Raw genomic sequence first — 24,388 nt, forward strand, 5'->3', positions numbered from 1 at the left:
TTATTTTTGGCTTTCCGTCGCGGCGGCAGGCTCAACCACGTTAAGCTCATCGCTGCGTTTTTTTGTATCGCGGAACAGCAGAATAAACGCCACGGTAATCACTATGATCATCACGCTGCCAAACAGCCACATTCCCGCCCAGTTGAACGTCAGGCCGTTGCGCGGTTGACCATAGGCAAACATCTCCTGCATCAGATAACCCCCCAGGCGATAACCCAGTAGGCTGCCGATTCCCTGACAGGCCAGGGTAATCAATCCCTGCGCCGCATTGCGCATGCTGACAGGGGATTTTTTATCGACGTAGATGTAGGCAGTAATAAAGTAAAAGTCATAGCTGACGCCGTGCAGCAGAATGCCCATAAATAACAGGCCATAGGTAAGCAGGTTCTGATCGCTGCCAAAAACAAAAAACAGATAACGCAGCGCGGCCGTTACCAGACCGAGCAGCAGGACCTTGCCGATACCAAAACGTTTGATAAAGAACGGCAGCGCCAGTAAAAAAAGAATTTCGGACATCTGCCCTAGCGTCATCCAGCCCGTGGCGTGCGCCAGACCCACTTCGGTCAGGAAGCCCTCGGCAAAGATGTAATAGAACGCCAGCGGCATACTGAACAGGAAGGAACAGACAAAAAAGACCAGGAAGCTGCGATCTTTTAACAGATGCAGGGCATCCAGGCCCAGCGCGGTTCGCACACTAAAGGCGCCGGTACTTTTAGGCTCCGTGGCGGGCAGCATAAAGGCGAATATACCCAGCAGCAGCGAGCTGGCGGCGGTAATCAGCAGCGGCACATTGCTGGCGGAGATATCACCGAAGCCCAGTAACGACGGCAGAAAACCGCAGACGATACCGGACGCGATCCAGCCGAGCGTACCCAGCACGCGGATACGCGGATAATCACGCTCCACGTCTGCGACATGCGAAAACGCAATGCTGTTGGTAAGGGCAATCGTGGGCATATAGGTCAGCGCATACAGCAGCAACAGGGGAAAGAAACCGCTGAAGTGCGTTTGCTGCGCCGCGAAGTACATCAGCCCGGCGCCCACAATCATCAGCACACCCAGCACTTTCTGGGCCTGAAAAAAGCGGTCTGCCAGCGATCCCACCAGAATGGGCGACAGAATGGCGGCAATGGAGGTACAGGCATAGCACCACGCAATCTCGACAGGTGTGAAACCATTTTTGCTAAGGAAGGCCCAGAGCGGGACAAACCACGCGCCCCAGATAAACCATTCCACAAACATCATCAATGACAGGCTGGCCGTTTTCGTTTTCATTATGGTGTGTTCCCCGGTGTTGGTAAGGCCAATCTAACACCACAGACATAACCTTTATAATACCTTTAGGGGAAATTTTGAGCTACATCGCACTCTATTTTTTCGCCTTTGTTGCCTGGTCTGTTAACGGCTTCAAAAAGATAGCGCGATATGACGGCAGAGGGCTTCCCTGAGCCCAACGCGGCGTACAGGCACCTGATGTTGCGGGATGAGGGCTCAGGGAAGGTGGTGGTCACAGGCTGCAGGCATGATGCTCAGCCCGTTCTCAGAATTGCGCCGTGCCGTCTCAGCCCGTTGCGATAAAGCGCCACTACGCACGACGGCGCCGCCTCTGAACAGGGAGAGACACTCAGCGAGGGAATCCCCGAGGCTTTTCCATACGAAATCCCATGCCGATGAGTCGGCCAAAAATAAAGCGTAAAAAGGGATATTTACGGATGATGCCGGGCATTTTGCTTGTGCCTTCCCCGCCGGGTTTCTTTTTACTGCTCATTTTTATTTGCAGGAACTGCGTCGCAACGGTGGGAAACTGACGGCGCTGCTGTACTTTTTTCAAATCCCTGAACGTAACCTTCCTCTTTAACAAAGGCCGGGTAAGCAGATTCGCCGTGGCCACCGCATCCTGGATGGCAAGATTAACCCCCACTCCGCCAATGGGTGACATCGCATGAGCCGCATCACCGATGCAGAGCACGCCCGGTTTTGCCCACTGATTCAACCTGTCGATACGGATTGACAGCAGTTTGAAATGCTCCCAGCTGTCAATTTCCGCCAGCCGTTCGACGCTAAAAGGTGAGACGGTGGCAATGTTGTGTTTCATCGCCTCGAGCCCCCGGGCCTGGATCGCGTCAAACTGCCCTTTTTCAATCGTCAGCCCACACTGCCAGTAATCGCCCCTGTCGATCACGATAACGTTATTTCGCGGGCCAGTGTGGCCCATCCCTGACTGCGGATCCTCTGGCTGTTTGTTCAGGCGAAACCACAAAACGTCGCGTGGTGAACCAAAATGCTGGCTCACCAGTCCGGCCTGTGCGCGAACGGCAGAGTTGCGCCCGTCTGCCCCCACCACCAGGCGGGAACGTATCTCAACGGGCTGACCCGACTGTAACGCCAGAACACCCCTAACCTCACCCTCTTCAATGATCAACTGGCTTAACGAGGTGGATTTTAGCAGGGTGAAGCCGGGAAACTGCGCGCTCTGTTCCGCCAGAAAATTCAGGAAATCCCACTGCGGCATGAAGGCGATAAAACGACACTGCAGCGGCAGGCGCGAGAAATCGGCCATCGTGACCTCCTCGCCCCCCATTTCCGCCTGCAGCTTTTCCGCACGCTGATGAGGGAGTTTCAGCAGATCGTCCAGCAGGCCCAGCTGATGCATGACCTCCAGCGTAGAAGGATGGATCGTGTCACCACGAAAATCACGGAGAAAATCGGCATGTTTTTCCAGCACGACAACCTGCAAACCGGCGCGAGCCAGTAGATAGCCCAGCATCAAACCGGCCGGGCCGCCGCCGACGATACAGCAGTCAGAAACAACGTGTTCAGTGGATGGCATAGCTTACCCCTCATAATATGCGTGGTAAGTGTATGCCACTGTAGATGATTTAAGTACCGGGAAACGACAGGGATAAGCGTTGTTGTGCTGGCCAGTCCAGGTCCACCCGTACAATAACGGAATCATCAGGCGTTCTCTTCTTTTATCTCTACCAGCACCAGCGGACATTTTCTCACCTGGCAGGCGTGATGATAGGCCATGGAGCATACTGAGCAGTAATCGGCAGAATCTGACTGATACTCGTACTCCTGAAAATAGCGAAAGCCGCGGCTGTCAGCATAGGCGCGCGCGCTGGTGAAAGCGTGGTCAGCAAGCTGCTCGTCCAGCTGCATGAACGTAAGTGCGGAGGGGTTGTGATAACCCACTTTAATACGATATGTGGTCATGGTGACGAGTATTGCTGTGCAGAGCAGCCTTAGCCAGACATTTTGGGTGTTGACTGTGATAGTTAAAAATTATCAAAACGATGCTGGCCTTGGTGAACCTCAGCGTCACTAAACCTTTCCAGGGGAAATACGCATCCGTCTTGTTTAAACATGCCTCCCTTTTGTTCTTTGGTATGCACACAGGCAGGCGCCCGGCTGACGTAAAATCCTGTTCAGCCCCCGTTTCTCTGACTGCATGATCGCCGACATAAAAAAAGGCCAGACCACTATATTTATACTCTTTAACGTCTCCGTGATTATTTACTGTGAAAAACGTCGCTGGATGACCATGAAATCAAATTGTCAAAACACTTAAACAACTCACATTTAACTGTAAAGGTACACTTTAGGATAAATATAACAAAACAACTTTAGGTACTCTACATGTAGCACCATAAGGCACAGGAAACTCTACGCAAGGTAAAAACAACAGATTAAACTTAACAAATAATGTTTATATTTTTAATGAGCATACAGAGCAGAGCGTTTAGTTTTGCACAACGATAAACCTTGAATTTTAATAAAGGATGCAAAATTTATCATTTTGTGCTGTTTTTTTATTGATCATTTGCCCTTGAGGACGGGAATAATCCTGGATGAACTTAAATATTCTTAAAGAGGAACTGTGAAAGATAATCATTTAGTCATCGTAGTTTTAACAATCTCAGGAAGATTTCCGCGTAATGAAGCATCAAATTGTGCGTAACCGACATCGGAATTTTCCTTGTGATAAAAGCCGACCTTTCTTTTAACCCATTGAAGGAAAAGGAAACTCACTGTTATGATGGGTTCAACTTTCTTAACAAGCGGTAGAAATCGGCTGATGAGAAGGATAACCAAAGAGGATGTTCGCTGCTCAAGTTGTAAATATTGTTGCCAACTGACCAGCAGCACCCAGGAAGAGATATTGCGATGCCCACTCCAGAAGATTGCCGTATGGCCAGGCAATAATTATTTTTTGATAAAAGGTGTTCTGTCGTTGGTCGCTGGAAGATACGAGAGCCTGTTCTGCAGAGGATGTATATTCGTTGACTTTTCGATTCATAACCTCCGTTATTTTACCAGCAAAAACTGGATGGATTATCTTCGAGGGACCGGCCTTGCCATTATCATCATCAGCGATCGCCGAATGGAATCTCTGGCGTCATTTTGGTGGAGACAGGAACCCACGATAAATACTGTGATTTATGCAGACGGTAAAATTGAGGATATTAAAAAAGCGGTCAATGCCTGTTATTACGGACTAAAGGGAGGTGAAAGAAAACGCGTCAACGCCTTGACGCAGGAAGAAGTTAAATTTTTGGACCTTGCCAATTATGGCCATTCGCTGGGTGAAATTTCCAGCGAAATGAAACTTGGCCTTAAGAAGGTTTACATCATTAAAGACGCTGTCAGAAGGAAAACTGGAATCAATCTTAATCAGTTACTTTCCAGTTAATTAATCATAAAGGAAGATAAAATGACTTATCACACCAATAAATTTAGCTTGTCTCTGATTGTGAGTGCCTTTGTGCTGTCAGGATATGCACAAGCAGACTCTGCTAATACCATTAATTTTCAGGGCGAAGTCTCTGATGAAACCTGTTCAGTTACCATTAACGGCAATGAAAGTTCACCCGTTGTGCTGCTTCCTACCGTAAGTAAAGCGGATTTAGATACCAGTGGTAAGACGGCAGGTAAAACTGACTTTACCGTCGGTCTCACAGGCTGCAGCGGTTCGGCGACCACCACCCAAATCTCAACGGTATTCGTGGGCAATAACGTGAGCGCAGCAGGTAACCTGACGAACACCGGGACGGCTGAAAATGTTGAGATTCAGATGCTGGATACGGCGGGTACGGTAATCAACCTGACGGGGGGCTTTACCGGTAGCGGTGACTTAAGTTTATCCGCGAATGAGACTGAAAAGTCAGCGACCTATGGCGCGCAATACTTTTCAACCGGGGTGGCAACATCCGGCACGGTCGCTGCCTCCATTCAGTATGCCATAACTTACCGTTAATTCAGCTCGGGTGCGCCCCGGTTATTATGAGGCGCACGTTTTTTTGAGGCAAAAAATATGAAAAACCGCTGGCTGGTGTTGGCGCTCAAATTATTTTTTCTTACTTTTCTGTTCTTAGTTGCAGTAAATAACGCCAGAGCGAACGTGACTATTCTGGGTAGCCGTGTCATTTACCCTGCCAATGCAAAAACCGTTGATGTGCAGTTAAAAAACAATGGTGATATCCCCTATGTTATTCAGGCCTGGTTCGATAACGGTGATGCCAATTCTCAACCTGAGCAAAGCAGTCAAACGCCCTTTATTGTGACACCACCCGTTTTTCGTATACAGCCCAGAACTGGCCAAATTGCACGAATTATATTCAACGGTAGCCGGCCTCTCCCTCAGGATCGTGAGTCTGTCTTTTGGTTTAACACATTGCAGATCCCCCCTGCGAATCTGAAAAATGAAAATAATCAAAATGCCATGATGGTCATGTTACGAAACCGCCTTAAAATCTTTTACCGTCCTGTTTCAGTGGGAAACCCGACTAATATATTAAAGAACATCTCGCTTAAAATCGTTCACGACAATCATAAAGGGCTGGGCATTGAAATCGACAACCCTCAACCCTGGCATGCTTCATTACTCGACATTTCGTTTAAGGTGGCAGATCAAAACCTGCATTCCGATGCTGATATGATTCCACCTTTTAGCAAAAAAACCTTTTGGTTCAATGCGGATAAAAAACGTTTACAGGGCGTAAACATTATCTCCGTTGCTGCAGTTAACGATCAGGGAGCCAGAATAAGTGAAAACTATAAGGTTGAAATTAATTAACTTAAAATTAATTGCATTCACCATTTCGATTTCCTTTTCTCAGCATGCTTACTGCGAAGATTATTATTTTGACTCAAGCCTGTTTAAAGGCTCGGCATTTGGACAGAACATTGAACAATTTAATCAGAACGCCACGCCTGCTGGCAATTATCTGGTCGATATTTATCTCAATGATAAACGGGTTACATCCGGTGTCAAAATCGCGTTTATCCAGTCTGACCACCAACAGGATGCGGAACCTTGCCTTCCGTCAAAGATTATCGCCCTGCTACAGCTAAAAGCACCACCCACGCCTGAACCTGAAGAGCAGTGTCATCCACTGGGTCACTGGTCATCAGACGGCCATTGGCAATTTGACCCGGCGTCACTGCAATTACAGCTCAGGATCCCAAACTCAAGCCTCGATAAGAAGCCAAGAGGTTACATCCCAACATCTGAATGGGAAGAAGGGATTAGTGCAGTATTTTTTCGGCACAACACCAATTACACCTGGACCGAAAACCGTACGTCTGATTATCGCTATCAATATTTATGGAGCGGGATCACCGCGGGCACCAATCTGATGAAGTGGCAGTTCCGCCATCAAGGTAATGCGCGCTATATCAATGACAGTGCAGGCGGCAGTCGATACCGTTACAACACCGTGAAAAGCTGGGTACAACGCCCGCTGGAACAGCTTAACAGCATACTGTCTTTGGGTGACAATGCCACCGACAACTCCCTGTTTGGCAGCCTGGCTTTTAACGGGATTAAATTGTCTACCGACCCACGGATGTGGCCACAAGGCAGGCGGGGTTATGCGCCTGAAGTCAGGGGCGTGGCAACCTCCAGCGCGCGGGTTGTCATTAAACAACTGGACAAAGTGATCTATGAAACCACAGTGCCACCAGGCCCTTTTGTCATTGATGACTTGTACAACACGCGCAATCAGGGTGATCTCGCTGTTGAGGTCATTGAAGCTAACGGTAAGCATTCGACCTTTACCGTCCCTTACGCTTCCGTTCCAGACTCTGTGCGCCCGGGCAACTGGCAGTACTCGCTGGCGCTGGGACGGGTTCGCCAATATTACCGTGTCGATAACACCTTTTTTGAGGGCATTCTGCAACGGGGCATCAGTAATCGCCTGACGGCGACGGCGGGTACCAGGCAGGCAAACGATTATCAGGCGTGGCTGTTGGGTGGCGTGCTGGCAACAGAGATCGGCGCACTGGGAATGAACAGCACCTTTTCACATGCGCGGGTTGAACAGAACAAAACAGTGTCAGGCTGGCGTGCGGAGATCAACTACAGCAAAACGTTTGACACAGGCACCAACCTGGTTCTGGCTGCCTACCGCTATTCAACGAGTGGGTTCCGTGATTTGCAGGATGTTCTGGGCGTAAGACGTCAGCAAGACGCAGGTATTCAGTATTATTCTGATTCGTTAAATCAGCGTAACCGTTTGACTGCCACACTGAGTCAGTCCATGGACAGATTCGGTTTGATCAGTTTGAGTGCCAGTACTGCTGATTATTACAATAACCAGTCGCGCATTACGCAATTACAACTTGGCTACAGCAATACCTGGAAAACGATCAGCTACGGTATCAACATAGGTCGTCAGCGTACGGCCTGGTATAACAACCGCTATGATTCAGGTTTTTCCCCGGAGCAGGATGACAGCCGCCAGCAAAAATACACCGAAAATACCTTTTCACTCAACGTATCCATTCCGCTTGACTGGGGTAAAAGCCTTTCATCAGTCGCTTATAACGTTAACCAGTCCAGTCAAAATCGCAACGCATCCCTGTCGCTATCGGGAACGGCAGGCGATAACCGTGACTTATCTTATTCACTCTACTCTGGCCTCGATCAGAACCGGGATGGGCAGCGCAATCGTGCCCTGAGTTTCGGTGGCAATCTGCAACAAAATACCCGACTGGGCGCGGTACGCGCCAGTTATGGGCAGGCCGAGAGTTATCGCCAGGTCGGATTAGGCTCATCAGGCACCCTGGTTGTGCATCGCGGTGGGGTAACGGTGGGCCCCTATACCAGTGATACGTTTGCGTTAATAAAAGCCGAGGGCGCGCAAGGCGCGACAGTGCGTAATGGTCAGGGTGCCGTGGTGGATGCGTTCGGCTATGCCATTTTACCTTCTCTGACCTCCTATCGTGAAAATACCGTCAGTCTGGACACACTCAACATGCGGGCTGATGCGGAACTGAGCGGTGGAAGTCAACGCGTGGTGCCTTATGCCGGTGCGGTGGTGCAGGTGCATTTCGCCACGCTCAAAGGCAAAGCGGTCCTCATCAATCTGAAAACAGCCAACGGTGAGATGCCGCCCATGGGCGCTGAGGTCCGTGACGCAGAGAATACGGTAATCGGCGTGGTTGGCCAGGGGGGACAGCTATATGCGCGCGTGCCTCATGACTCGGGGGTGCTCCGCGTAGGCTGGAATAACAACGGGCCGCAGCGCTGCCGGGTTAATTATCAGATTACCGGCCAGTTTGACAGCCAAATCATCCACCTCGACAGCCTGTGTAGCAAGGAGTGATGCAATGTCTTTACATCGATCTTTTTTCTTCATCGCAATGCTGAGCGCAACGCCGCTGCCGCTGCTGGCAAACTGCAGCAAGGTAACGAGCGCATCTTCACTTTCAACGGAAGCGAAGGAGGCAGGTTACACGGCAAGTTCGTGGTCAGGTGCCTGCGATAACTGCTCAGGCAATGTGGGCCTGCCGTCGATCATCAGCATCAACACGGGCAATACTTTTCAACCCTCTGGTACGCTGCTGGCGAGTTCAGTGGGTAATTTTCTGACAGCATCCACTAACAAAGCCTACACGCCGAATCAGATTCTTTATCGGTGCGCGCTGGCCGATGCCGATAAACTGTATGAAATGTACGCCACCAATGGCGATTCAACCTTTGCCGGGAAAAACAGCACCAGCGAAGTCGACGGTGCTTATTATGACTATGTGAAAAATGTTGCCGTTCGCTTGACTAATCTTGCCACAGGAGAATATTACAGCCGTTACTGGAAGAGCCGTAAACTCACCGCTGATGACTGGTATTCCGATGGACAGTATATTTATATCCCCGCCAGCGCTTTCAGTAATGTGCTTTATGAGATGTTTAAAATTGACTCTACCCGCTATTACGGAAACAGCGCTAATCGTTACGTCGATGGCCATGCACAACCACGGGGATATATCGCTTTTAAAGGACCAGGGTTAGATACAAATAACCTTGATGAAGGCAAAGACAGTAACACTGTCTGGAACGGATTTCACAACAACTGGCCTGGCGGCTGGAGCACATATAAAAACGTCACCTATGTCCGCGGTGCAATCTGTGAAGTGAAAGATTACCCTTCCGTCGTATTGCTTCCTACCGTCAGCACCGCCACGCTGGCCGCAGGCGGTAACAGTCAGGCGCCCTTTTCTGTCGCGATTCAGTGTGAATCGGGCGCGATTTCCAGCATCAACGCGTCAACCAGCAGCGCAGCGAATGTCGCCATGGGCTTTCTGGTCAATCAACCCAACGCCGTGGCTAAGGCGAACAGCCTTGGCCTGGCGACCAGCGGCGGCGGCTTGACCTGGCTACTGGACACCCGGTATGGCGATAGCGACGTTGCGTCAGGTGTAGGAATAAAAATCTATAACAGCAATGGAACAGCCATGAATTTATTACCGGATTTTACCAGCACCGGTTCAGGAAACAGTCGTGGATGGTATGCCTATAAAGACCTAACCTCACTGGTTTCCTCAAGTCATGGTGAAACCTATCAAGGAGACTTCACCGCCTCGCTTGAAGCCATTCCCGGACAGATCACTACTGCAGGAACCGTCAATGCTCAGTTACAGGTCGTTGTTAGTTTTCAGTAGATTCATGCTGCTGTCGATGTTTGTGCTACCGGGCGCCAATCTGGCCGCCGTGAATATCGATAAAACACGGATTGTTTTTAACGCTGGGGACACTGCACAATCCGTAAACCTGATAAACAAGGCAGAAAGCCCTGCCATTGTACAAATCTGGACGGATGAAGGTGATATCCATCTGTCGCCCGATAAAAGTAAAACACCTGTGATGGTCGTACCACCGGTATTGAAAATGATGCCGGGCGAGATGCGTTCGTTGCGGCTAATGCTGACATCCCGAACGGGCCTGAATGCCGATAAAGAGAACCTGTACTGGCTGAATATTTATCAGATTCCGGCGTTGACCAGGACGTCAGGCAACGCCGCCCGAAAAGTCGTGTTACCCTTGCGTCTGCGTCTCAAGGTGTTTGTCCGCCCCGCCGGACTTAGCGCTCCTCAGACGAAAGACGCAAAAAAATTACGCTTTATTCAACATGATCGGGCGCTGAGAATCATGAATCCCGCGCCATGGTTTACCAGCATGAATGCTGAAGTAGCCAACGAAGTGCTGAAAGACATCATGATTGCCCCCTTTTCATCAATTACGATACCGGTTAAGGCCGGGCTTCACGCCGGTGATAATATTCACTATGAAGTCATTGATGATCAGGGGAATGCGTCCCGCTATCAGTCCAGTATTGAACCTCAGACTGCGTCAGGTTAAGCAGTAAATCGAAGACAATATTATCCGGGCGTACGTTCAGCGCCCGGACAATATTAACGTTACAATGCGGTGTCCTGACCGACCAGATTGCGCTCTACGGCGTTGCAGACCTTAACACTACTTATCCCTTTTACCCCATCAGACTCGTCTGCGGGGGACAACACCTGATGAATCGCGCTGTCCTGAACAGGCGCAGCACCATCAATCGCATTCTGATCGCTGAACAATGCGACTGTCGGCGTCTGCACTGCTACGGCAAGATGCAAGGGACCCGTATCGCCCACCACCAGGGTTTTAAAGCCGCTGATCTTTTCCGCCAGTTGAATAAGGTTTGTGGTACCTGCCACGTTTTTTACCCGTTCACTGGGCATCTTCATGCCTTCAATGATGCGTTGATTCAGGGCCTTTTCACCCGGCGCCCCCACGAGTTCAATGGTCAGGTCGGCATGACGGGAAAGTAACATATCAATGAGTTGTGAATAAGAGCGGTCAGGCCAGCATCGTTCTAAACTCGATGCGCCAGCATGGATACCCACAACTGGTGAGCTATGACTCTGACGTTTGTAGGGCGCCGGAATAAACATATTTTCTGACGGCATTGTAATACCGACAGAACTTAACATATCTTTTTTCTGATGAATGAGATGAATATTGCCTTGCTTCCGGTTGTCATAAAACGCGGACAGGCAGTTTTCCAGAATAAAGTTTTCTTGCCCCTGGTAATCCGCATAGTAAACGTCTTTCAGTATATAGTCAGACCCTGCCAATGAGGCGGCGACAATGTCATAGGGTGCGCGCGAGTGCATGATAAAGGTTGCCTCAACCTGCTCTTTGCGTAACGCTTTAACCAGTTTCATCATGCCGCCGACTTTACCGTCCCAGTATAAAATTTTGTCAATCAGCGGGCTTTTTTCTACCAGCGCAAGATTACGTGGCTGGATTACCATAACGATTTTGGCATCAGGCCAGCGGTTTTTTATCGCGCCAATCGCGGGCGTATTAAACATAAAATCGCCAAGGGCCGTGTTCGAAATAATTGCGATGCTTTTGAGTTTGTGTTGCTCAGAAAAACGGGCAATTTTTTTGACGCGATAACCCGTCAATGTCCACAACGACAGGAATAATCTGGCGGCTTTTTGTTTTGCGATTTTACTCATACGTAGTCCTGACTGACGCCTTATAATCCTTGCGGTATGCTTGGGAACCTGCGCTACGTGATGAAGCAGACGCACTGTCTTAATCCACGCAGACTAGTGAAAAACTGCGGGCGCAGTATATAGCATAAATCGTTAAGGGCGAAGTCAGCGCTAGCACCAGTAGGTAAGTTATCGCATGCACATCGTGCCCAGCCTAAGGCGGGTGGGATTAACACCCATGGCAGATGCAGAGTCTGCTTCAGAGCCAAAAACCCCAGAGCGTTCAAAGAGTGCGTGGAACTAAAACGGGTGTCCTTACATAAGTGCTTATGTATCGGTGCGCAGCCCCCCCCCATCATACTTGGGTGTGATTTTTGCGTAACGCAGACGGTTTATTTAGCATGGAAGACATCATTTGAGGGAAACGTTATGGATAACGCCAAACAGATTGTAATGTCACCCGTTCAACTGGCGGCGGTGTTATCGGATAAGGCCGTCACTGAATCTGAGGTTATGAGTAACCGTCTGTTGGGCGGCCTTGATCTGCTCATGGGTAGCGTTGAACTGGCAGGTGCTACAACACTATGCATGGCACCTGAACCCACCGGGCTGACCAAAGCGGCCTGCGTTGTGGTTGGTGCGCACAGTATGGATACGATAAACGCCGCAGCGAACAGGATCATTACGGGTAAAGATACCCGAACAGCCCCTTATCAGGCGGCCGTTGCACTGGCAAAACAATCTGGAGCTTAAGATAATACCGCCTGGAACATCGGCCTGACTGTCGATGTGAGTGTGCCCGCTGCATTTCATCTCGCTATCGTCGCAGCCCGCGTTGTGTATATTCGTGCCGGGAAATTTAAATTGATGGAACACAACGCGATCAAAGGAATTAAAGCTGGCGGCCACACCATCGCAAAACACGTTGCCATTCCAGAAAATGAATTACTGGCCCGTCTTGCGCGTAACCCGCAAATGCAGTCAGTTTCATCTTATTACGCCTGTCAAATGGCTGAACAAGCAATAAGTTTGGCTTTGAAGGCTAAGCGACTCAAAATCATATACTGGGCTAAGTGGGCGAAAAAGACCGGGCCACTTGAGCGTGTTTACAGAAGTAAGACTGCAATGGGTTACGGTTTCAGGCAAGGCAGTTCGATCAAAGAAACATGCTCAAGCGTGAGGGTTGTTTTGCTTAAAAAATTCTACAACGGGAAGCCATACTATGTCCTCACGTCTTATCCGTGGATGGGGTAAAGATAAGATGACTTACCCAGTCATGCGCGAGATTTTAACCGTTTATTTCAGTTGTTATCACGACGACTTTGGCCACTCTGTCGACGAGATAGCCTCCTGTTATTTTGATACCAATGTTCTCTCAAGAACAGACGCCCGTAGTGAAATTAGATCGTTACTGAGTATCTCTGATGATGAGGAACTGAAATCAACGTTAGAGCAGTTAGCCGGCGATCATTTTCGCCCTGAACCCTGGGGGGAAACATGGCGCAGTTTCCTGGAAAATGATTTAGTCACTTCGATGACAGGCACGAACAGCCCTGACAGAGGGCTGTAAAATCGTTATATAAGATGGGATGTTAAAACTCACAATCCATTTCAAGCCGCACATCAAGCATTGCCAGATATCCTTCAACAAAAACCTCCGCCACCTGAAATTTGATGCGGGTTATTCCCTTTGAACGCTTTTTTATACACTTAGAAACGTAAAAAACGCCTTCGAAAAAAAAACGAGCAACCTACAGGACTGATTTCCAGAAGTAGAAGACTTCATTACTGCACGATTACTCTACCATTCAAGGGCTGCACTGGTCTGTTATTGCTACCTTTTAACGCATCCTGGATAACTTTAAGTTGCGATTGTGAAATTTGAACAGGTTGTTTCATAATGAACCAGCGCAGCCCTTCTGAACAAGGTGGTGTCGTTAACGAACCACTGAATCTGTAATAGTGATGATCAGTGGGAAATAATGTGCTTAAATCAACACGCTCAACAAGGCTGATTTTATCATTAGTTTTACCTGGTATTTTCTTAATCAATGTTTCAATTGCCGGATTTTCTTCGCCCACTTCGTACATTACACCTACAACTGCGAGCTCCCCTTTGTCATTAGCGTGTACAAAGTGCGCTTCTAAAGGAAAAGATTTTCCATTTATCAGGTTTTCGCCAGGTGCATGAAAGTGATACTGCTTTAAATTGAAGACCTCGCCATCAATGATAAAATCATCTTCATCATTTACATCGACCTGGATTGTATGTCCATTATTAACTATGGACTCCGCCGACTTATGAAATTCAATTTTTAAGGGTGGGAGCTCACCATTTATAACATTTTTAATATCAATTGGTGACTGAAATTTACCATCATGACACATGTGGTATTCTTGACCGAGTTCTCCCCAATGTTCAGGGCCAGCCAACCCTTCATAACTCCATTGATTACCTGTGTCGGCTTTTACGAATGCGGAAAATGCCATAAAAAAACTCAGGCAAATTAGTGACCTTTTCATTTATTTACTTTCATTGTCATGCCAGAGATTCATAATATGAATGAACTGAAAAAGATGCAATTATTTATCCAGGGTTTTAATTAAAATAGGATTTTTATCTAAAACATTGGAAAAATCTAACCATTAAATGAAAAATTCTGACTTATGAAAACGCCTGAATCATTTCTGATTTACGTCCAACTCTTATGATAACAAGTGAAAAGTTAAGATAGTTAAAGTCTGGGACATATTAAAACCCTGCATTACATAACCTATGAAATTCAGCGATATTTGGGATGACCAACGCCATATCGTTCAGGGCAAGACGGGGGGCAAGCTAGCGATTCCGCTGTCCCTGAGACTCAACGCGATTAACTGGCGTTTAAGGGATGTAATTGCGCATTGCTGTGACTCTGCAGTGAGTAACTATTTAGCACACTTTTTTTGGACCACCTCAATGGCGGAGCGGGGTTTCATGGTCAAATCAAATACAATAACTATGAACTTCAGCAAGGCAAGCGATAAAGCTAAAACAGATTGGGTGATGGTACACCAGCAACCTTTCATGAACAGCGTTCTTTAGCAGAACGTCTTTATAAAGCACAAGGTATAGATACACAGAAACTGTCAAGTCATAAATCTGTGAACCAAACAGTGCAATATCATGATGTCAGGGGAAAGGGCTGGGTTAAAATAGATTTCATGAGATGAAGTCTGTTTTCAGAAAATTTTAGTTAGAAACCAGAATTATAAACATGATAAGCGTTTTGATAAACATTAGGTTACTAATAATAAAAAACGGGAACCAATCGGCTCCCGTTCTTGTTTAACCCGACATCTGGATTACATGTTCGCGATAATCGCGTCACCAAACTCTGAACATTTCAGCAGTTTAGCGCCATCCATCAGACGTTCGAAGTCATAGGTCACGGTCTTGGCAGCGATTGCGCCTTCCATGCCTTTAACAATCAGGTCTGCGGCTTCAAACCATTCCATATGACGCAGCATCATTTCAGCTGACAGGATAACGGAACCAGGGTTCACTTTGTCCTGACCCGCATACTTCGGTGCTGTACCGTGGGTGGCTTCGAACAGAGCACATTCGTCACCGATGTTTGCGCCTGGTGCGATACCAATACCGCCAACCTGCGCCGCCAGGGCGTCAGAAATGTAGTCGCCGTTCAGGTTCATACAGGCGATGACGTCGTATTCAGCCGGACGCAGCAGGATTTGCTGCAGGAAGGCATCCGCGATCACGTCTTTCACAACGATCTCTTTGCCGGTGTTTGGATTTTTAAACTTCATCCATGGGCCGCCATCGATCAGTTCGCCGCCGAACTCTTCTTTCACTAACTGGTAACCCCAGTCTTTGAATGAGCCTTCGGTGAACTTCATGATGTTGCCTTTGTGAACCAGCGTCAGTGAATCACGATCGTTAGTGATGGTGTATTCCACGGCCGCACGCACCAGGCGCTTGGTCCCCTCCTCCGAACAAGGCTTAACGCCGATGCCGCAGTTTTGGGGGAAGCGAATTTTCTTCACGCCCATTTCTTCGCGCAGGAATTTGATCACCTTGTCGGCTTCTGCCGTGCCCGCTTTCCACTCGATACCGGCATAGATATCTTCTGAGTTTTCGCGGAAGATCACCATATCGGTATCTTCAGGACGTTTAACCGGGCTTGGTGTGCCGGTGTAGTAACGAACCGGACGCAGACAAACGTACAGATCAAGTTCCTGACGCAGCGCAACGTTCAGAGAACGGATGCCGCCGCCGACTGGCGTGGTCAGTGGACCTTTGATCGCTACGCGGTATTCTTTGATTAAATCGAGGGTTTCTTGCGGCAGCCAGACATCCTGACCGTAGAGTTCAACCGATTTTTCGCCGGTATAAATCTCCATCCAGGAGATTTTACGCTCGCCGTTGTAGGCTTTTTTCACAGCGGCATCAACCACTTTCAGCATCACTGGTGAAACATCAACACCGATACCATCCCCTTCGATATAAGGGATAACCGGGTTGTTTGGTACAACCAGTTTGCCTTGATTCAGGGTGATTTTCTGACCTTCCGCCGGAACAACTACTTTGCTTTCCATTAACCTCTCCTTCGAGCGATTTTTTGTTAATGATTTGTAAGATGCGCGTCAATACTACTTGAATATTGACGCCACGCCAATCACCGCAATTTCGCGTTATAATGCGCTGAATGTTTCAGACTGCAAAGCTTATGCGAAAAACTAATCAGACTTCTCAACCAAATAAACGATTCAGCCGACAAACTCGCCCCGTACAACGTAAAGCGGTAGCGCCGCCTGCCGTCAGGCGCGTGCTCCTGTTCAATAAACCCTTTGATGTGTTACCGCAGTTTACGGACGAAGCCGGCCGCCGGACGCTTAAAGATTTTATTGATGTGAGCGAGGTTTATGCCGCGGGTCGTCTTGACCGCGACAGTGAAGGACTGATGGTGCTGACCAACGATGGCGCCTTGCAGGCCGCGCTCACCCAGCCCGGCAAGCGTACCGGCAAGATTTATTTTGTTCAGGTTGAAGGCGCGCCAGAAGAGCGCGATCTGCAGCCCCTTCGGGATGGGGTTAATCTGAAAGACGGCCTGACTCTGCCAGCCGGTATCGAAAAAGTAGCAGAACCCGACTGGTTGTGGGCACGTCAGCCGCCCATTCGTGAGCGAAAAGCGATACCCACGCAGTGGCTGAAAATCACCCTGTATGAAGGACGCAACCGCCAGGTCAGACGCATGACCGCCCATATTGGCTTCCCGACATTGCGCCTGGTGCGCTATGCGATGGGTGACTTTGTGCTGGATAATCTGGCCCCCGGCGAATGGCGGGATATCAGCACCTTAGTCTGAATGCTGTTATCATTTCCATAACTTTAAGTTAACAATTCCGGAGGATTGATGTTTAAACCGCATGTCACCGTGGCGTGCCTGGTACAGGCACAGGGAAAACTTCTGGTTGTGGAAGAACGGGTGAACGGTGTGGCAACCTGGAACCAGCCCGCCGGTCATCTTGAAGCCGACGAAACGCTCCTCGAAGCCGCCCAACGTGAACTGATTGAAGAGACAGGAATTGACGCCGCGGTACAGTATTTTATTGGAATCAACCAGTGGATAGCCCCCGATAACACGCCTTTTGTGCGGTTTCTGTTTGGTCTGGATCTGGATGCGCCACTGCCTACCGCTCCGCAGGACAGCGACATTGACCGCTGCTGGTGGCTGCCGCCAGAGCAGATACTGACGGCATCTAACCTGCGTTCGCCGCTGGTGGCAGAAAGCGTACGTCGATGGCAACAGGGGGTTCGCTACCCGTTAGACCTGATCAGCCCGTTCAACTGGCCGTTTCATGCAGGTGCGTACCCGACTTCAGCGTGATAGAATGCGCCGCCTGTTTTATTGTTTTGCGAGCTTGTGATGTCTGATAACTGCCAGAAAAAAGTGATCGTCGGGATGTCCGGCGGCGTCGATTCTTCCGTTTCCGCCTGGTTACTGCAACAGCAGGGCTATCAGGTTGAAGGCCTGTTCATGAAGAACTGGGAGGAAGACGATGGCGAGGAGTATTGTACCGCCGCTGACGATCTGGCGGATGCGCAAGCCGTGTGCGACAAACTGGGTATTAAACTGCACAAAGTGAATTTTGCGGCAGAATACTGGGATAACGTCTTTGAGCACTTCCTTGAAGAGTACAAAGCCGGTCGCACACCGAATCCCGATATCCTGTGTAATAAAGAAATTAAGTTCAAAGCGTTTCTGGAGTTTGCCGCAGAAGATCTGGGCGCAGACTTTATCGCAACCGGTCACTACGTCCGTCGTCAGGACAGTGACGGCCGCAGCCACCTGCTGCGCGGACGGGATGGCAACAAAGACCAGAGCTACTTCCTTTATACGCTCAGCCACGAACAAATTGCCCAGAGCCTGTTTCCGGTCGGCGAGCTGGAAAAACCAGAAGTCCGCCGCATTGCTGAACAGCTTGAGCTGATTACGGCGAAGAAAAAAGATTCCACCGGCATTTGTTTCATCGGTGAACGCAAGTTCCGTGAATTCCTGGCACGTTACCTGCCCGCTCAGCCCGGTGAAATCGAAACCGTTGACGGTCAGGTTGTCGGTGAGCATCAGGGGCTGATGTACCATACGCTGGGCCAGCGCAAAGGGCTGGGCATCGGCGGTATGAAAGAAAGCAAAGACGATCCCTGGTATGTGGTTGATAAAGACGTGGCGCGTAACCGTTTGATCGTGGCACAGGGTGGCGATCACCCGCGTCTGATGTCGGTCGGCCTCATCGCCCAGCAACTGCACTGGGTCGATCGTCAGCCGCTCAGCGCACCGCTGCGCTGTACGGTGAAAACCCGCTATCGCCAGACCGACATCCCCTGCGAGATCATTCCGCAGGGCGATGACAAAATTGAAGTCCGGTTCGACGAACCGGTTGCCGCGGTCACCCCGGGGCAGTCTGCGGTGTTCTACCTTGGCGATGTTTGCCTGGGTGGCGGCATCATTGAAGAACGCTTGCCTTGGGTTGCCGCATAAGACCGGCGCTACTAACGCGTAAACAGGAGTGACCGTGGCAAAAAACTATCAGGAAATTACCCTCGCGCTGGCGGGCATTTGCCAGGCTGCCCATCTGGTGCAGCAGTTAGCCAATCAGGGGCACTGTCAGCCTGAAGCACTGACGGTATCCCTGCGCAGCGTGCTTGATCTCAACCCCACCTCCACGCTGGCCGTATTCGGCAACAATGAAGCTAACCTGCGCCTTGGGCTTGAAACCCTGATGGCGGTGCTGAACAGCAGCAACCGTAAAGGCGCCAGCGCAGAGCTGACCCGTTATACGCTGAGTCTGATGGTGCTGGAGCGCAAACTGAATGCCAATAAGCAGGCCATGAATACGCTGGCCCAGCGCATCAGCCAGCTCGATCGCCAACTGGCGCATTATGAACTGGAATCGGACACGATTTTGAGCGCCATGGCCGGTATTTATGTGGATGTCATCAGCCCGCTCGGGCCGCGCATTCAGGTTACCGGTTCCCCGGCTGTCCTGCAGAATTCCCTGTTACAAAGTAAAGTTCGCGCCACATTGCTGGCCGGTATTCGTGCCGCCGTACTCTGGCAGCAGGTCGGCGGAGGCCGACTGCAGCTGATGTTTTCGCGCCAGCGCCTGCTGCGCGAAGCCAAAACCCTTTTATCCCGCCTGCCACTGGCTTACTGAGTCTGTGGGGCAAACACCGTAAATGAATCAGGAGTTGCACTGATGGAATTATCCTCTCTGACCGCCGTCTCACCTGTCGATGGTCGTTACGGCGATAAAGTCAGCCCACTGCGCGCAATCTTCAGCGAGTTTGGTTTGCTGAAGTTCCGCGTTGAGGTTGAAGTTCGCTGGTTACAAAAACTGGCTGCGACCGCAGAGATCAAGGAAGTTCCTGCATTTGATGCTGACGCAAACGCTTTCCTTGATGGGATTGTCACCAGTTTCAATGAAACGGACGCCGCGCGCATCAAAACGATTGAGCGCACCACTAACCATGACGTGAAAGCGGTTGAGTATTTTCTGAAAGAAAAAGTGGCTGACGTGCCTGCGCTGCACGCGGTGTCTGAGTTTATACATTTCGCCTGTACCTCTGAAGACATCAATAACCTGTCTCACGCGTTAATGCTGGAAACGGCGCGTCGCGATGTCATTCTGCCCTACTGGCAGCAGCTGATTGCCGCAGTAAAAGGACTGGCGCAGGAATACCGTGATATTCCTCTGCTGTCACGCACTCACGGTCAGCCCGCAACGCCGTCCACCATGGGTAAAGAGATGGCCAACGTGGCCTACCGTATGGAACGTCAGCTGCGCCAGCTGTCGCAGATTGAAGTGCTGGGCAAAATCAACGGTGCCGTGGGCAACTATAACGCGCACATTGCCGCTTACCCGGAAGCCGACTGGCACCAGTTGAGCGAAGAATTTGTGACCTCGCTGGGCATTACCTGGAATCCCTACACCACCCAGATTGAGCCACACGACTATATTGCCGAGCTGTTCGACTGCATCGCCCGCTTTAACACCATCCTGATCGATTTCGATCGCGATATCTGGGGCTATGTGGCGCTCAACCATTTCAAACAAAAAACCATCGCGGGCGAAATCGGCTCTTCCACTATGCCGCATAAAGTTAACCCGATTGACTTCGAAAACTCAGAAGGCAATCTGGGCCTGGCAAACGCCGTGATGCAGCACCTGGCCAGCAAACTGCCGGTTTCCCGCTGGCAGCGCGATCTGACCGATTCTACCGTGCTGCGTAACCTTGGCGTGGGCGTGGGTTATGCGCTGATCGCCTATCAGGCTACCCTGAAAGGCATTTCCAAGCTGGAAGTGAACCGCGATCGTCTGCTTGACGAACTGGATCACAACTGGGAAGTGCTGGCAGAGCCGATCCAGACCGTTATGCGTCGCTACGGTATTGAAAAACCTTATGAGAAGTTGAAAGAACTGACCCGTGGCAAGCGCGTTGATGCGGCCGGTATGCAGGCCTTTATCGACAGCCTGGCGCTGCCGGAAGACGAAAAAGTTCGCTTAAAACAGATGACCCCGGCAAATTATCTTGGCCGTGCCATTCAAATGGTTGATGATCTGAAATAATATCCCTTCTGCAGACCGGTTCCCGCCGGTCTGCGTTAACCTGCTGTTTAGTTCATTTCGCTTATACTTATTAAAATTCGTTTCGATCTGATGCTAAAGGAAATCCTATGCGTGTTCTGGTTGTGGAAGATAATGCCCTGCTGCGCCACCATCTTTCAGTACAACTGCGAGAAATGGGTCATCAGGTTGATGCTGCCGAAGATGCCAAAGAAGCCGATTATTTTCTCCAGGAACATCTGCCCGACATTGCGTTGGTCGATCTGGGATTACCGGACGAAGATGGCATGTCGTTAATTCGTCGCTGGCGTAATGACGCCGTGCGTCAGCCTATTTTGGTCCTGACCGCACGCGAGGGCTGGCAGGCGAAAGTCGAAGCCCTGGAAGCCGGTGCGGATGATTATGTGACAAAGCCTTTTCATATTGAGGAAGTCGCCGCACGCCTGCAGGCATTAATGCGCCGCAACAGCGGTCATGCGTCGCAGATTATTGCCATGGCCCCCTTTCAGGTGGATTTATCCCGTCGCGAACTCACGATTCACGACCAGCCCGTTAAGCTGACCGCATTTGAATACACGATTGTGGAAACCCTTATTCGTAACGCCGGAAAAGTGGTGAGTAAAGACTCCTTGATGCTGCAGCTTTATCCCGATGCAGAATTACGTGAAAGTCACACGATCGATGTCTTAATGGGACGTCTGCGTAAAAAGATTCTTGCTCTGCATTCTGACGAAGTCATCGCTACCGTTCGCGGCCAAGGCTACCGCTTTGATCTCTGATGATGTCCTGGTTTAAACGCTATCGCCCTATTTCGCTGCGGACGCGCTTCTTACTGGCTTCCGCCGCCATTGTATTAATTCTTTCCCTTTCTTATGGCATGGTTGCGGTCATTGGCTATGTGGTAAGTTTTGATAAAAATACCTATCGCGTGATGCGGGGAGAAAGTAATTTATTTTTCACCCTGGCACAGTGGAAAGATAATAAGCTCACCATCGCCCAGCCTGAGCGCACTATGCTCAATTTCCCAACGCTGGTATTTATTTATGATGAACACGGCAAACTGCTCTGGCAGCAGCGCGACGTGCCGGAAATTCGTGAAAAGATCCAACCTGAATGGCTGTTGAAGCCGGACTTCTATGAGATAGACACCAACAACAGCACCAGCCGGGCGGCAATGGGCGATAACCTTACCGCTCAGCAGCAGCTCCATGCCTGGGATAATGACGATGACGATCAGGACACCTTTACCCACTCGGTAGCGGTGAACCGCTATGACGCCACGACCAATCTGCCCGCGCTGACCATTGTGGTGGTCGATACGATTCCGCAGGAGCTTCAGCATTCCGATGTGGTCTGGTCATGGTTCAGCTATGTGCTGGCGGCCAACCTGATTTTAATCGTTCCCTTGCTCTGGCTGGCAGCCCACTGGAGCCTGCGCCCAATCGGGCATTTAACGCTTCAGGTGCGCGAGCTTGAAACCGGGCAGCGTGAAAACCTGGATGACAATCCGCCGCAGGAGTTACGCTCGCTGGTGCGTAACCTTAATCTGCTGCTGACCAACGAACGCCAGCGGTATACCCGCTACCGCACCACGCTTGCTGACCTGACCCATAGCCTGAAAACGCCGCTGGCGGTGCTGCAAACTACCCTGCGCTCTCTGCGCGGCGGTAAAGAGCTGACGGTGGAACAGGCCGAACCGATTATGCTGGAGCAGATCAGCCGTATTTCGCAGCAGGTGGGATATTACCTGCACCGCGCCAGCATGCAGGCCGATCACAATCCGCTGCAGCGCGATCTGCATTCAGTGTCCGGTTTGCTGGACAGCTTGTGTTCAGCGCTGAATAAGGTTTATCAGCGCAAAGGCGTCGAAATCACGCTGGATATCTCACCGGAAACCACCTTCTTCGGCGATCAGAATGACTTTATGGAAGTGCTGGGTAACGTCCTGGATAACGCCTGCAAGTATTGTCTGGAATTTATTGAAGTCAGCGCCCATCAAACCGACCATGCCTTGCATCTTTATATCGATGATGACGGCCCGGGCATTCCTGAAAGCAAACGCGATATGATCTTTGTGCGTGGGCAGCGCGCCGATACCTTACGTCCCGGTCAGGGGCTGGGGCTGGCGGTCGTTCGCGATATTCTCGAACAATATGCCGGTAAGGTGATTGCCTCCAGCAGCCCATTAGGCGGTGCGCGCATGGAAGTGGTGTTTGAGCGGCAGGAAATGGAACATCGCCGCGAGTAGTTCACGCCGCGGGCTGTTATACTTGCGGGTATTTACAGCCCTTAGCGGAATCTCTCTATGGATTATCAGCTCGATCTCAACTGGCCCGATTTTATTCAGCGTTACTGGCAAAAGCGCCCGGTGGTGCTGAAGCGTGGCTTCAAGAACTTTATCGATCCCATCTCGCCTGATGAACTGGCGGGATTAGCTATGGAAAATGAGGTCGACAGCCGTCTGGTCAGCCAGCAAAACGAAAAGTGGCAGGTCAGCCACGGTCCGTTTGAAAGTTATGACCACCTGGGTGAAAACAACTGGTCACTGCTGGTGCAGGCGGTGAACCACTGGCATGAGCCTTCCGCCGCGCTGATGCGCCCTTTCCGGTTTCTGCCGGACTGGCGCTTAGACGACCTGATGATCTCCTTTTCCGTGCCCGGCGGAGGCGTTGGCCCGCACTTTGACCAGTATGATGTGTTTATCATTCAGGGCACCGGCCGTCGTCGCTGGCGCGTCGGGGAAAAAGTAGCGCTGAAACAGCATTGTCCTCATCCTGATCTGCTTCAGGTCGAACCTTTCGATGCCATCATTGATGAAGAGATGGAGCCGGGCGATATTCTGTATATTCCACCCGGATTTCCGCACGAAGGCTACTCGCTGGAAAATGCCCTGAACTACTCTGTGGGCTTCCGCGCGCCCAGCGGGCGTGAGCTGATTAGCGGCTTTGCCGATTACGCGCTGGCGAATGAGCTGGGTAGCCTGCGTTACAGCGATCCGGAGGTGCCCGTGCGTGACTGCCCGTCGCTGATCCTGCCGCAGGAGGTCGAAGGCTTGCGCAAGGTGATGCTGGATGTGGTGAATCAGCCAGCGCAGTTTGAACAGTGGCTGGGGGAGTTTATTTCGCAGTCCCGACATGAACTCGACGTTGCGCCGCCGGAGCCGCCCTATCAGCCCGATGAAATCTACGATGCGCTGCAGCAGGGCGATGTGCTGTCGCGGCTCGGCGGCTTACGCGTCCTGACGCTGGGCAATGCCGTCTATATCAACGGCGAACGCGTTGAGTGCGCGCACCCGGCGGTCATGGCTGTGCTGGCGCACAATCATGAAATCGCGCTTGAGGATTTGGCTGATGCGCTGGACGATCCTGCGGTGCTGGCGCAGATTGCCGGGCTGGTCAACGCCGGTTACTGGTACTTTAGCGCGGAATAACGCCTTAGCGTTGCCACGATTTTAACGGCCGCGTTGCCCTGTCGGGCAACGCGGCCT

22 protein-coding genes and 1 pseudogene are annotated in these 24,388 nt (G+C 50.5%); 17 read left to right on the forward strand and 6 right to left on the reverse strand.

What is annotated here, in order from left to right:
- The 3 genes from GKC68_RS14030 to GKC68_RS14040 form a co-directional block, all read right to left on the reverse strand.
- Positions 1–1,275 carry a nucleoside permease gene (locus tag GKC68_RS14030; RefSeq protein ID WP_089527584.1) on the reverse strand — a complete coding sequence of 425 codons (1,275 nt, stop codon included), beginning with the start codon at positions 1,273–1,275 and terminating at the stop codon, positions 1–3.
- Positions 1,276–1,624: 349 nt separating this feature from the next.
- Positions 1,625–2,830 (reverse strand): FAD-dependent oxidoreductase, encoded by a 1,206-nt coding sequence (locus GKC68_RS14035; RefSeq protein ID WP_110956888.1) that lies wholly within the window; start codon positions 2,828–2,830, stop codon positions 1,625–1,627.
- Between the two features lie 125 nt (positions 2,831–2,955).
- Positions 2,956–3,216, reverse strand: a complete 261-nt coding sequence (locus GKC68_RS14040; protein WP_110956887.1) for a hypothetical protein — start codon at positions 3,214–3,216, stop codon at positions 2,956–2,958.
- Between the two features lie 820 nt (positions 3,217–4,036).
- Here GKC68_RS14040 and GKC68_RS14045 point away from each other — a divergent pair.
- The 6 genes from GKC68_RS14045 to GKC68_RS14070 are packed head-to-tail and all read left to right on the forward strand — an operon-like array spanning position 4,037 to position 10,639.
- Entirely contained in the window at positions 4,037–4,693 is a 657-nt protein-coding gene (locus tag GKC68_RS14045) for a hypothetical protein (RefSeq protein WP_239642661.1), read from the forward strand.
- 21 nt (positions 4,694–4,714) lie between these two features.
- Positions 4,715–5,257, forward strand: coding sequence for a fimbrial protein (locus tag GKC68_RS14050; RefSeq protein WP_058706654.1), 543 nt, complete (start codon positions 4,715–4,717; stop codon positions 5,255–5,257).
- Positions 5,258–5,314: 57 nt separating this feature from the next.
- Complete coding sequence (locus GKC68_RS14055; RefSeq protein WP_110145812.1) at positions 5,315–6,076, forward strand: fimbria/pilus periplasmic chaperone; 762 nt, start codon at positions 5,315–5,317, stop codon at positions 6,074–6,076.
- Positions 6,072–8,609: a fimbrial outer membrane usher protein gene (locus tag GKC68_RS14060; protein WP_342656898.1), complete on the forward strand. Its 2,538-nt coding sequence runs from the start codon at positions 6,072–6,074 to the stop codon at positions 8,607–8,609. The genes GKC68_RS14055 and GKC68_RS14060 overlap by 5 nt, the downstream gene beginning before the upstream one ends.
- A gap of 37 nt (positions 8,610–8,646) precedes the next feature.
- Positions 8,647–9,942, forward strand: coding sequence for a fimbrial usher protein StbD (stbD, locus tag GKC68_RS14065; protein WP_230624202.1), 1,296 nt, complete (start codon positions 8,647–8,649; stop codon positions 9,940–9,942).
- Entirely contained in the window at positions 9,908–10,639 is a 732-nt protein-coding gene (locus GKC68_RS14070) for a fimbrial assembly chaperone (protein ID WP_047713714.1), read from the forward strand. The genes stbD and GKC68_RS14070 overlap by 35 nt, the downstream gene beginning before the upstream one ends.
- 59 nt (positions 10,640–10,698) lie before the next feature.
- Here GKC68_RS14070 and GKC68_RS14075 read toward each other — a convergent pair whose 3' ends face one another.
- Positions 10,699–11,796, reverse strand: a complete 1,098-nt coding sequence (locus GKC68_RS14075) for a glycosyltransferase family 9 protein (protein ID WP_342656272.1) — start codon at positions 11,794–11,796, stop codon at positions 10,699–10,701.
- 408 nt (positions 11,797–12,204) lie between these two features.
- On the opposite strand from GKC68_RS14075, the gene GKC68_RS14080 reads away from it, so the two are divergent.
- Together GKC68_RS14080 and GKC68_RS14085 are read left to right on the forward strand one after the other, a co-directional pair.
- Positions 12,205–12,528: a hypothetical protein gene (locus tag GKC68_RS14080; RefSeq protein ID WP_263794248.1), complete on the forward strand. Its 324-nt coding sequence runs from the start codon at positions 12,205–12,207 to the stop codon at positions 12,526–12,528.
- Positions 12,529–12,642: 114 nt separating this feature from the next.
- Positions 12,643–13,029 carry an RNase A-like domain-containing protein gene (locus tag GKC68_RS14085; RefSeq protein ID WP_342656273.1) on the forward strand — a complete coding sequence of 129 codons (387 nt, stop codon included), beginning with the start codon at positions 12,643–12,645 and terminating at the stop codon, positions 13,027–13,029.
- 531 nt (positions 13,030–13,560) lie between these two features.
- On the opposite strand, the gene GKC68_RS14090 is transcribed toward GKC68_RS14085, so the two are convergent.
- Complete coding sequence (locus tag GKC68_RS14090; protein WP_263794250.1) at positions 13,561–14,265, reverse strand: carbonic anhydrase family protein; 705 nt, start codon at positions 14,263–14,265, stop codon at positions 13,561–13,563.
- Between the two features lie 286 nt (positions 14,266–14,551).
- On the opposite strand from GKC68_RS14090, the pseudogene GKC68_RS14095 reads away from it, so the two are divergent.
- Positions 14,552–14,988, forward strand: a pseudogene (locus GKC68_RS14095) (tyrosine-type recombinase/integrase); the annotation flags it as partial.
- A gap of 132 nt (positions 14,989–15,120) precedes the next feature.
- Here the strand turns inward: GKC68_RS14095 and icd are convergent.
- Positions 15,121–16,371, reverse strand: a complete 1,251-nt coding sequence (gene icd, locus GKC68_RS14100) for an NADP-dependent isocitrate dehydrogenase (RefSeq protein WP_013025401.1) — start codon at positions 16,369–16,371, stop codon at positions 15,121–15,123.
- 110 nt (positions 16,372–16,481) lie between these two features.
- Here icd and rluE point away from each other — a divergent pair, with 110 nt between their 5' ends.
- The 8 genes from rluE (at position 16,482) to GKC68_RS14140 (ending at position 24,331) form a co-directional block, all read left to right on the forward strand.
- A complete protein-coding gene (gene rluE, locus GKC68_RS14105; RefSeq protein ID WP_028722449.1) occupies positions 16,482–17,141 on the forward strand; it encodes a 23S rRNA pseudouridine(2457) synthase RluE in 660 nt (219 codons plus the stop codon).
- 48 nt (positions 17,142–17,189) lie between these two features.
- Positions 17,190–17,663 carry an NUDIX hydrolase gene (locus GKC68_RS14110; RefSeq protein ID WP_263794252.1) on the forward strand — a complete coding sequence of 158 codons (474 nt, stop codon included), beginning with the start codon at positions 17,190–17,192 and terminating at the stop codon, positions 17,661–17,663.
- A gap of 39 nt (positions 17,664–17,702) precedes the next feature.
- A complete protein-coding gene (gene mnmA / locus GKC68_RS14115) occupies positions 17,703–18,815 on the forward strand; it encodes a tRNA 2-thiouridine(34) synthase MnmA (RefSeq protein WP_058706662.1) in 1,113 nt (370 codons plus the stop codon).
- 34 nt (positions 18,816–18,849) lie between these two features.
- Positions 18,850–19,491: a high frequency lysogenization protein HflD gene (gene hflD / locus GKC68_RS14120; RefSeq protein ID WP_028722446.1), complete on the forward strand. Its 642-nt coding sequence runs from the start codon at positions 18,850–18,852 to the stop codon at positions 19,489–19,491.
- Positions 19,492–19,533: 42 nt separating this feature from the next.
- Positions 19,534–20,904, forward strand: coding sequence for an adenylosuccinate lyase (purB, locus tag GKC68_RS14125; RefSeq protein ID WP_263794253.1), 1,371 nt, complete (start codon positions 19,534–19,536; stop codon positions 20,902–20,904).
- Between the two features lie 107 nt (positions 20,905–21,011).
- Positions 21,012–21,680, forward strand: coding sequence for a two-component system response regulator PhoP (phoP, locus tag GKC68_RS14130; RefSeq protein ID WP_013025395.1), 669 nt, complete (start codon positions 21,012–21,014; stop codon positions 21,678–21,680).
- Positions 21,681–21,682: 2 nt separating this feature from the next.
- Positions 21,683–23,149 carry a two-component system sensor histidine kinase PhoQ gene (gene phoQ, locus GKC68_RS14135; RefSeq protein ID WP_033765901.1) on the forward strand — a complete coding sequence of 489 codons (1,467 nt, stop codon included), beginning with the start codon at positions 21,683–21,685 and terminating at the stop codon, positions 23,147–23,149.
- Positions 23,150–23,206: 57 nt separating this feature from the next.
- Positions 23,207–24,331 carry a cupin domain-containing protein gene (locus tag GKC68_RS14140; RefSeq protein ID WP_110983025.1) on the forward strand — a complete coding sequence of 375 codons (1,125 nt, stop codon included), beginning with the start codon at positions 23,207–23,209 and terminating at the stop codon, positions 24,329–24,331.
- The last annotated feature ends 57 nt before the right edge of the window (positions 24,332–24,388 follow it).

Source organism: Pantoea sp. RSPAM1 (assembly GCF_038816185.1).
Classification (GTDB): domain Bacteria; phylum Pseudomonadota; class Gammaproteobacteria; order Enterobacterales; family Enterobacteriaceae; genus Pantoea; species Pantoea ananatis.